Genomic DNA, 9,239 nt, shown 5'->3' on the forward strand with positions numbered 1-9,239 from the left:
CCTCTGATTACGTGAGGGGGGCGGCGGCGAGAGACATCCTTTCCATCGGCAGATGGGAAGTGCGGCGTACGGCGACATCGATGTCACGCGAGGTGGTACCGGTAGCCATCCTCCTCTTTGTCCTTTTGATCTTTGCCACCGGATATGTCCAGCAGACCGGTATGCATCTGCAGGACGGGATGTTTACGGCGGGAACCGACTCCCCCGAGGTGGCCTCCCTCCTCTCATCCGATCCCCGCTTCGTGGCCTTCCTCTCTTCCGACGAGACCCTCCTGCAGGCGGCAGACCCCGATCTGCTGTTCACCCGCGGAGCCCTCTCGGTGGCGGAGACGGACAAGGGTTCGGCAGCGGCAAATGCCATACAGACCGACTATGTCTCCTACCTCACCGCTGTCTATAACCGCGAGGGGGACCTGTTCGCTGCCTATCCCCTCTGGATCGATCTGCAATACGTCGAAAGCGAACTCGACTTTACGGCTACCCAGTCGGGGCAGCAGATCGGCAGCCTCCGGCGCATGGGTGCGAGTCTCATCCCGGACCGGCCGGTGGTGGAACTCCCCACCCCTTCGCCCGAACTTGGTGCATCAAAAGAAGAACTCCGGGCGGCACTTGTTGCGTCCGAGGGTGATGAGAGTGCGGTCGCCCGGTATACCGACACCCTTTCCTCCGGACCGGACCTCGGGGACTATGCAACTCCCTCCCAGATCACCCCCTCCCTTCCCTTCGACGCAATCGTTCTCATATTCGTCTTCATCTTCCCCCTGTACTTCACCTCGCAATTTTTCATGATGAGTATCATGAACGAGCGAATCGACCGAAGAGGTGAGATCCTCCTTTCGACTCCTGCCCGGCCATGGGTGGTCATCGCCGGAAAGATGCTCCCTTATCTCGTGCTGATGGTGGCGGTCACGGCCATCCTCACCATCCATACCGGGGCGACATTTGCCGTCATCGTCGCCCTCGTCCCCGTCATCTTCTTCTTCCTCGCGGGTGCCCTCCTCATCGGAATGACATCGCGCAGCTTCAAGGAGCTCTCCTTCATCTCGATATTCTTCTCGACGATTGCCACCTCCTATCTCTTCTTCCCGAGCATCTTTGCCCATATCCACGTCATCTCCCTCATATCCCCCCTCACCCTCGTCATCTACGATCTGGAGGGTGGGGGATTCACTCTCGGCGACTACTTCTACTCCACCTTCCTCTTCTGGGCAACGAGCGCCATCATATTCGCGATCTGCATTGTAAATTTCCGTGAGGAACGCCTCTTCAGCCTTCACCCGCTGAGAATGAAGATGAGGGAATACGTAGCGGCACTCATTCCGGCCTCGCATCCCTTCGCGGCACTATTCGGGCTGACCATCTGTACCATCCCCTTCGTGCTCATGGCCCAGATGATGGGGCTTGTCGTTCTCTTCAATCTCCCATTGCCGCTCTCCCTCGTGCTGCTGGTCGTTATCGCGGCATTCATCGAGGAATGGGCAAAGTCAGTGGGCATCTTTGCCGTGTACAGCCGGCGGCCGTCATTCCTGACATGGAAAAACCTCATTCTCTGCTGTCTTGCGGTGATGGCGGGATTTTTCATTGGGGAAAAACTGCTCCTCTTTGCAACCCTTGCCCAGATCTCCGAATCACTCTTCGGAGCGGCACTCTTCTCGAGTCTTCACGTTCTCTGGCTCCCCCTTACTCTCCACTTTACGGGAGCATTTGTCGTGACCGCCATCCTGAAGGTCGCCGGACCGCGGTCGTACCCTGTGGCTCTTCTGGGCGGGACAGCCGTGCACAGCATCTATAACCTCTTCATCCTCACCGGGGGGATCTGACCATGGGATGGCACCATGTGGGAACGATCGCAAAAAAAGAGATCCGCTCGCTCGGAACGGAGAAGACGATCGTCTTTGCCATTCTTCTCCAGATTTTCATCGCCATGTTCTCCTCGTTTTTACTGGTGGGTCTGGCGGCGATGTATGACCCCGATGCACTCGCGGAGTACTCGACGACCCGTGACCCCATCGCCTACACGGGGACCGCTTCGCCGCTTCTCAATCAACTGAAGGAGGAAGGGGACTTCAGGGTCTACGAGATGGATTTTTCCACCGCCATCGCAGCCCTCGAGGAACGGAAGATCTCCGCAGTGGTATGGGTCCCCGATACGGCGCCCGATGCCGAACAGCCGATCAAGATCACCCTCTATACCATTCAAAACGATATCCGGTCATCCGTCGTCAATACAAAACTCAAGGATGTCTTTCTCGCATATGAGGCAGACCTGAGGGAAGTCCGGGGGGACCGGCTGACCGCACCACCGGTCGATCTCGGTCTTCCGAACGAAGCCCCGCGGACGAACTTCTTCGAGTTTGTCTATGGCCTTCTCATCCCCCTCCTGATCTTCATGCCCGCCATCATCTCCGCCGCCCTTATCATCGACTTCATCACCGAGGAATTCCAGCACAATACCATCGAGACCCTGATCTCCACCCCCGCATCCTTTTCCGACATGGTCTGGGGAAAGGTGCTTGCCTGCTTCGTGATTGTGCCCGTACAGTCAGGAGCATGGCTTATCCTTCTTATGGCAAATGGCATTGCAATCCAGGGAACGATGCCCATTCTCCTGCATGTCAGTGCCGGCGCCCTCGGCATGATCCTCCTCTCCGCATTTTGTGCCCTCCATTACCGGGAGCGGACGAATGCCCAGTTCATCTTCTCGACGGCACTTGTGGTCGTCATCATGGCGGCCCTTGCCCTCCCCGGCAATCCCGCCAACCTCATCGTCCGCCTCTCGGTCGGTGCCGCGGGCCCTGCCCACTGGCTCGTCCTCGGGGGAATGGCCGTCCTGCTCATCATGGCGATCGCCGTCCTCGACAGGTATGCCCGGAAGGTCGGGAGGGATTATACCGGCGGTCGGTGAATGCAAATCCCCGGAGACTCACAAACGCTTTTATACTATTCTGCGGCAGGGAGGACTGATCAGCATGAAAACGTATGCATGGTTCCTGATAGCCCTCCTTCTTTGTGCTGCCGCCCTTGTTTCGCCGTCCATGGCACAGGGGGCTTCACAGCCGATCCAGGGATACGCCTGGTATGACATCTACACGAACGTGGATGTGGCGAGCATCTACTTCGACGGGATCTACCAGGGACAGACAGCAAACGGGTACCTCTCGGTGGAGGTTCCCGTCCCCTCATCCTACAGCACGGTGACCGCCCGGCGCGGCGGATACAACAGTGCCTCAGCCTCCCTCCCCTATCCGGTGATGGACAAACGGTATTCGGTCAGCCTTACTCTCTCCCCGCTCGTCCCCTCATACGGGTGGCTCAATGTCAATTCCGTCCCGTCAGGGGCATCGGTATATGTCGACAGCAGCTACCGGGGGCGTACACCCCAGACGATACAGCTCAACCATGACTCCTATTACCTGAGCGTCGAAAAGGACGGTTATTATTCGTACCAGACGACGGTCTATGTCTACGCAGGCCAGACCACCTATGTGAGCCCCACCCTCAGTGAAAAACCGGTCTACGGGACACTCTCGGTGACCACCTCTCCCTCCGGTGCCTATGTCTACGTGGACGGAACCTACAAGGGGGTCACCCCGGCGATGGTCGGCGGTCTCACCGAGGGGTCGCATTTCATTGAGCTGACAAAATCGGGGTACCAGGACTGGACGGGGACGGCCAGAATCTATGCGAAACAGACGACCTATATGAGCCAGGTACTCACACCTGTCAGTGCTCCGACGACCGGAGCCATCGCGGTGACATCCAACCCCTCCTATGCATCGGTCTATCTCGACGGGGGATACCAGGGGCAGACCGAACCGGGCTCCCCGTTCATCATCAGCGGGGTTTCCCCGGGGACCCGCACGGTGATGGTCCGGCTGACAGGATACGAGGACTCGATGAGCCAGGTGACGGTGAACTCGGGACAGACCACCACCGTGGAGGCACAACTCGTGCCTGCCACGACCGGGGACGGCACACTTTCCATCTCCTCCTCGCCGACGGGGGCGGACGTCTATATCGACAATGCCAAACGCGGCATCGCCCCGGTGACGATCGACGGGATGGCACCAGGGACCTATGCCATCAGCCTCCGGCTTCCGGGATACAGTGACTGGTCAGGAGAGGCTGTCGTGAATGCCGGAGCAACCTCATATGTGTCGGGGACCCTTTCACCCCTTCCGGCAGAGACCCCTGCATCAACCCTCATGGCAGCATTCGCTCTTGCCCTCCTCGGGGGATCTTCATCTGTGCCCGCCGTCGGAATTCCTGAACCTTTTTTTTTCTTTGCCATTTCAAGAATCCTTATCATCCCCGGATATTAATCGGGAATTATTTCGTCAGCCTTAATCGACCGATTCTGGCCAGAATGGAAGAATGATAAATTTTTCAGCAATTATTTATATGCACAGCAATAATTCCACTATGATTCATATGAACTACAGTATTCCTGCAGCTGCAATGGCTCTGCTTCTCCTCTGTGCGGCAGTGCCTTCGGCAATGTGCGCCGGTACCATCGGCGGAGATGAAGGATGGTATGACATCCATACAAACGTGGACGGCGCTGCCATCTATTTCGACGGCGAATACAAGGGCGAAACTACCGGCGGCATTCTGAGTGTTGCCGTCTACTCGACGGCGACGCCGTACAGCACCGTTACCGCCTCCAAGAACGGCTACAGTTCTGCATCCGCAAATCTTCCCACCATGCCCGGCGCGGGTGAACACCAGTCGGTCTACCTGACCCTGAACCCCATCCAGCCAACGACCGGCGCCATCAGGATCAGTTCCTCCCCGAGCGGTGCCGACGTCTACATCGACGGCGTCTACAAGGGTACGACCACCGAGACGGTGAGCGGCCTTTCGGCAGGCAGCCACGACCTGCGCCTGAAGTACCCCGGCTACAATGACTACTACGACACCATCACCATCACCGCTGGACAGACGGTGACCACCCAGGCGGTCCTCAAGGCACAGGCGACCTACGGCACCATCTCGGTGACCACCACACCTTCCAATGCGCAGGTGTATATCGACGGTGACTACAAGGGCACCTCTCCCCGGACCGTCGGCGGCCTCTCCCAGGGCGCTCACATCCTCGAGATCACGATGCCCGGATACGAGGAGTGGTCCAACCAATTCAATATCCACTCCAATCAGGTCACCTACGTGACCGCGACCCTGAAGGCGATCCCCAACCCTACGACAGGAACGGTCTCGATCACCTCCAACCCGGCTTATGCGTCGGTCTACCTTGACGGCGTCTACCATGGACAGACCGAACCCGGCACACCGCTCGTCATCAACGGCGTCACCGCAGGCACCCACACGGTGAAGGTGACCCTTGCCGGCTATCAGGACTCCGTCACCTCGGTGACCGTCAACTCCGGACAGACCTCGACGGTGACCGCAAACCTGCAGGGCGGTGCGACCGGCAACGGCGCCATCGATGTCACCTCGTCTCCCACCGGTGCAACGGTGTACCTTAACAACGTCAACAAGGGCATAACCCCGGTCACCCTTACGGACCTTACTCCCGGCAGCTACACGGTGACCCTCAAGCTCTCCGGGTATACCGATTATTCCAGCACGGTCGAAGTGAATTCCGGTGCGACGTCCTATGTCTCGGCAAGCCTCTCCCCCACGAGCACTCCGACCCAGTCCCCGGTTCCGGTCTTCGGCCTTCTGGCCGGTCTCGGCATCGCAGGGCTCCTCGCTGCATCTCGCCGCAGGGACTAAAACCACCAATCATTTTTACATAAATTTCTCCAGCCGGATACCCCCGTGACTTTGAGGGCGAACCGGTCAGGGTGGATGTTCCCGTTCCCGATGGATCGCTTATATGCCTCTGCCATCACAACAATAGAGTATATGAGAGTCACCGTCATCTCGCCGGATATGCACACCTACGGGGCGATGCTCATCGGGGGCGTGCTTCGTGACGCAGGATATGAGGTCGAACTGAGAAGAGAACTTGCCGCCGACCCGGACAGCACCGTTCTCCTCTCCCTCTACTCCACCCAGCACCTGATGAACCCGGGCATCAAGGCATTTGTCGCCGGCCACCGGGAGAGGGGCGGTGCCGTCTATGTGGGCGGACCCGTCTCCGCCGCACCGGATATCGTGCTCGGCGAACTCTCCCCCGATGCGGTCTGCGTCGGCGAGGGCGAGGAGACGGTGCTCCGGCTACTGGCGGAAGGTCCGCATGAGGGCATCCCCGGATGTGCATGGATGGAGGCGGATGAGATGCGCTTCACCGGCCCCGCCCCCCCGGCGTCCGTGCACCGCCCCCTGCCCTTCATACCTCCCGGTATCGGCAGCCAGGACATCCGCGGGGCGTCGGCCTATATCGAGAGTCACCGCGGGTGCATCGGCGCCTGCACCTTCTGTCAGGTACCCCGCTTCTTCGGGCGGGAGGTCCGCAGCCGCGATTTGGAGGACGTGCTCGCCGAGGTGCAGGCGTTCAAAGATGCCGGAGCAAAGCGTCTCTCGGTCTCCGGCGGCACCGGGTCGCTCTACTGCTGCGGTCCCGGCGGGGCGGTGAACGACGATGCCTTCGCCGCCCTTCTGGAGGGGATGGCGGAGATCATGGGTCCGAAGAACATCTCATCTCCGGACATCCGGGTGGACTGCATCTCCGACACGGTCCTCGATGCCATCCGCGACTATACAATCGGCTGGGTCTTCTTCGGGCTCGAATCCGGAAGCGACCGCATCCTGCGCCTGATGGGGAAGGGCGTGACCGCCGACGATGCGGGCAGAGGTGTGGAGGCCTGCCGCGAACACGGACTGAAGGTCGCAGGGAGCTTCATCGTCGGATACCCGACGGAAACGGAGGAGGAGTACGAGGAGACGAAGGACTTCATTACGATGTACGGGCTCGACGATGTCTTCGTTTCCATCGCAGAGCCCATCCCCTCGACGCCGCTTGCCGATCTCGTCCTGCGGACGCCCCGGGAGGAGAACCCCGTGTACAGGCCACATGAAGGGGAATACCGATCCCTTCACCTGACCGAGGCCGAGGCACGCTCCTTCGACCTTCAGCAGCACGCGGACCTCTTCAAGCCCGGCCTGCACGTGGTCACCGACGAGGTCTTCTCCGCCTATCTCGCGGGGGTCCGGAAGGACGGCGAGGATGTCCGGCGGGTGACCGAACTGCTCTTCTCCTATTACGGCCGAAAATAGGACCTCATCCGATCTTTTATTATGCCGGAGGACTGATCCTCAGGCTGGTATGGCATGCAGGTACTTTACGGTGGACGCCTTCACCTCCCGGCCGTTTACCGGCAATCCCGCAGGGGTCTGCCTGATTGAGGGGGAGGTCTCGCCGGACTGGATGCAGGCGGTCGCCGGTGAGATGCGGCACTCGGAGACGGCATTTGTCCGTCGTTCGGGTACCGGGTGGGAGATCCGGTGGTTCACCCCCACGATGGAGGTCGACCTCTGCGGGCATGCCACCTGTGCGGCGGCACATGTTCTCGTCGAGGAGGGTGAAGAGGAGGAAGGAGCGATCGTCTCCTTCTCGTCTGCCGGCGGCGACCTTGAAGCGGTGGTGGATGCGGGCACGGTGACACTCACCTTCCCCGCCCTTCCCGCCGAGGCGGCCCCGGTGCCTGCAGGGCTCGAGGCGGCCCTCGGCGTTCCGGTGGAGGACTTCCGGGTGAGCACCTACGACTGGCTGGTGCGTACCGGCGGCGCCATCCTCGTCGAGGGGGCGGCACCCGACATGAAGGCGCTGGAGGGCTTCCCCGCCCGCGGCATCATTCTCACCGCCGCATCCGACGGCGGACGGTATGACATCATCTCCCGGTTCTTTGCGCCGGCGGCGGGCATTCCCGAAGACCCGGTGACGGGATCGGCCCACTGCGTTCTCGGCCCCTACTGGCAGCACCTGACGGGACGTGATCACTTACAGGCCTTCCAGGCGTCCAAGCGGGGCGGGGAGATAATGGTGACGGTGGACGGCGACGAGGTGCTTCTTACCGGACGGGCGGTGACGGTGCTGCGGGGGATGCTGGAGTGAGAATGCGTTCATCAGACCCATGCCGCGAACACAGCGCTTAAGATAATTCGACAACGATTCATGAAACAGGTGAGGGCATGAGATGTAACTTTGTGGAGAAGAGGGGCTATCGACCCATCATTTATGGCATTGCGACGATTGTTGCGATTGTTGTTTTCATGTGTCTTCTGTAGACGATGTGTCCGGGCGAAAGCCATACCGGAAGAGGGGAGCCTTTTCCCAGGAGGACGGTATGGTTCAGGACGAAATCTCTTTTTAAAAAATAGGTATGGCTGATCGGATCTATCTTAATTGATTTTCCGGGTCATTGTATTCGCACCAGCCACTGCTACAACGGCAAAGGCGCCAAGTGCACCCCAGACAGCGAGTGGCGTGGCAACGGAGGTGTTTGCATCGGCCGGCAATTCCACATCATTCCACTGGAGCTCCCATCCTTCGACATGGACGGCATGCTCAAAGGTGATGTTCTGTTTTCCGACCCGGATAGGGGGCGGGGTGATGGTTTCGTACTGGTGACCGGCGAGTGTAGTATTGATATTCGGGGTGTTGATCAGATCCTTCAGGAATGCATTCTCCGCACCGCCTTCTTCGAAGATGAGGACCCGGTTCGCCCGCCAGAGCTTCGGGTAGCCTTCCAGTGATGAAATATCGAGTGTCTTGAAAGTGAGAAGGGACGTGGAATCTGCAAAGGTTCCGTTCCTTTGTGCATCGAGGATGGGGGTGATATTGGTGAGGATGGTGTTCTTTCCGACGAAAGCGTGATTATTACCTAGGATCATTTTTGGTATACTTTGCACAACGCTATATTTTTCTGAGAAATCACGGTTCAATAGAGCATTTTCCGTATGCTCAGAAAGTTCGTAATCAACCACCAGCAGTTCCGGATACAATGCAGTTATTTCAGTAAAAACATGCATATCCACATCTTCACAGGAACCACAGCTATTCGATGAGAAAAGAAATGCATAATATTCCCCCTCATTTCCCTGAGCATCGACAACACCCATGCAACAGATGAAAACGAGAAACACTACCCACAAACGTCTCCACTTCATATGATGAGGGTAATCAGACGACCATAAATAACCACCGACTGGCAGACCAGCACAATAGCATTTAATTCATAAAGCAGCAGGTATCCGGCCCCAATTTCAGGATTCCAAAATAAACAGCCTTCAATTCGACAAAAAATTGAAGATTTATAACATGGGGATGGGGA

General features: G+C 58.5%; 7 protein-coding genes. 6 read left to right on the forward strand and 1 reads right to left on the reverse strand.

The genetic code is table 11. The features are described from left to right. Positions 1 to 11 precede the first annotated feature (11 nt). The 6 genes from AZH53_RS07355 to AZH53_RS07380 all read left to right on the forward strand — a co-directional run bounded on the left by AZH53_RS07355 (position 12) and on the right by AZH53_RS07380 (position 8,020). On the forward strand, positions 12 to 1,820 hold the full coding sequence (locus tag AZH53_RS07355; RefSeq protein ID WP_319642866.1) for a PrsW family intramembrane metalloprotease: 1,809 nt from the start codon (positions 12 to 14) through the stop codon (positions 1,818 to 1,820). Positions 1,821 to 1,822: 2 nt separating this feature from the next. Beyond that, the gene (locus tag AZH53_RS07360; protein WP_319642867.1) at positions 1,823 to 2,905 is read left to right on the forward strand and encodes an ABC transporter permease; all 1,083 of its coding nucleotides are present in this window, start codon (positions 1,823 to 1,825) and stop codon (positions 2,903 to 2,905) included. A 64-nt stretch (positions 2,906 to 2,969) separates the two neighbouring features. Beyond that, positions 2,970 to 4,322 (forward strand): PEGA domain-containing protein, encoded by a 1,353-nt coding sequence (locus AZH53_RS07365; RefSeq protein WP_319642868.1) that lies wholly within the window; start codon positions 2,970 to 2,972, stop codon positions 4,320 to 4,322. A gap of 109 nt (positions 4,323 to 4,431) precedes the next feature. Then, positions 4,432 to 5,736 carry a PEGA domain-containing protein gene (locus AZH53_RS07370; protein ID WP_319642869.1) on the forward strand — a complete coding sequence of 435 codons (1,305 nt, stop codon included), beginning with the start codon at positions 4,432 to 4,434 and terminating at the stop codon, positions 5,734 to 5,736. 132 nt (positions 5,737 to 5,868) lie between these two features. Continuing rightward, positions 5,869 to 7,182 carry a methyl-coenzyme M reductase glutamine C-methyltransferase gene (locus AZH53_RS07375; protein WP_319642870.1) on the forward strand — a complete coding sequence of 438 codons (1,314 nt, stop codon included), beginning with the start codon at positions 5,869 to 5,871 and terminating at the stop codon, positions 7,180 to 7,182. A gap of 49 nt (positions 7,183 to 7,231) precedes the next feature. Further along, positions 7,232 to 8,020, forward strand: coding sequence for a PhzF family phenazine biosynthesis protein (locus AZH53_RS07380; RefSeq protein WP_319642871.1), 789 nt, complete (start codon positions 7,232 to 7,234; stop codon positions 8,018 to 8,020). A gap of 287 nt (positions 8,021 to 8,307) precedes the next feature. Here AZH53_RS07380 and AZH53_RS07385 read toward each other — a convergent pair whose 3' ends face one another. Next, the gene (locus AZH53_RS07385) at positions 8,308 to 8,799 is read right to left on the reverse strand and encodes a hypothetical protein (protein ID WP_319642872.1); all 492 of its coding nucleotides are present in this window, start codon (positions 8,797 to 8,799) and stop codon (positions 8,308 to 8,310) included. Between the last annotated feature and the right edge of the window lie 440 nt (positions 8,800 to 9,239).

Source organism: Methanovulcanius yangii, assembly GCF_018687785.1.
Taxonomy (GTDB): Archaea; Halobacteriota; Methanomicrobia; order Methanomicrobiales; family Methanomicrobiaceae; genus Methanovulcanius; species Methanovulcanius yangii.